This window comes from Paenibacillus sp. OT2-17 (genome assembly GCF_009827695.1).
In the GTDB taxonomy this organism is placed as follows: Bacteria; Bacillota; Bacilli; order Paenibacillales; family Paenibacillaceae; genus Paenibacillus; species Paenibacillus polymyxa_B.
Genome location: NZ_WUDQ01001063.1, coordinates 1 through 509 on the forward strand (window position 1 = coordinate 1; position 509 = coordinate 509).

2 protein-coding genes and 1 pseudogene are annotated in these 509 nt (G+C 47.5%); all 3 read right to left on the reverse strand.

Features of this window, described 5'->3' with window-relative positions; translation table 11 throughout:
- Positions 1–81 (reverse strand): annotated as a pseudogene (locus GRP75_RS30620) (DUF1292 domain-containing protein); the annotation flags it as partial.
- A complete protein-coding gene (locus GRP75_RS29050; RefSeq protein WP_023989904.1) occupies positions 78–380 on the reverse strand; it encodes a DUF1292 domain-containing protein in 303 nt (100 codons plus the stop codon). The pseudogene GRP75_RS30620 and the gene GRP75_RS29050, both read right to left, overlap by 4 nt.
- Positions 381–393: 13 nt before the next feature.
- Positions 394–509 (reverse strand): Holliday junction resolvase RuvX (gene ruvX / locus GRP75_RS29055; protein ID WP_160791116.1); only part of this gene is annotated, 116 nt, incomplete at its 5' end.

Sequence of the window (509 nt, forward strand, 5' to 3'; positions counted from 1 at the left end):
ATCCTGCAGCTCTACATCGCCGTCGAACGTTTCCTTCAAATCAGAGGTCCAACTCAGGTCTTCACGTGAATAGATCGTCATTTCCCGTCTTCCTCTTCATCTTCTTCTACAAATGTATTAAAGGTCTCTTCGACGATTTCCCATTCGGCATCGTCTTGGATCACAAACAATTTAATATCATCGCCTTCTTCCTCGTAACGGAAGGCGTACACATCGGACTCATCAGCTTCAGGGTCCACTGGCGCAACCATCATGTACTTCGCTTCGGAACCATCTACCTCAAACTTCATAATGACCTCGAACTCTTCCTCGTTGCCCTCGTCATCGGCAATATAAATAATTTCCGGCTCTTCTTCCATACCCACTTGATTTTCAGCCATTACGAAATCCCCCTCACCTTGTACTGTGTGCGTCCAAATAGGTTTGCAAGATCAGGCTTGCGGCCAGTTTATCTACAACCTGCTTGCGTTTTTTTCGGCTGACGTCGGCCTCCAGAAGCGTACGCTCCG

Excerpts from the sequence above, each read along its gene's own strand:
- GRP75_RS29050 (WP_023989904.1), bottom strand. The coding sequence starts at position 380 with ATGGCTGAAAATCAAGTGGGTATGGAAGAAGAGCCGGAAATTATTTAT.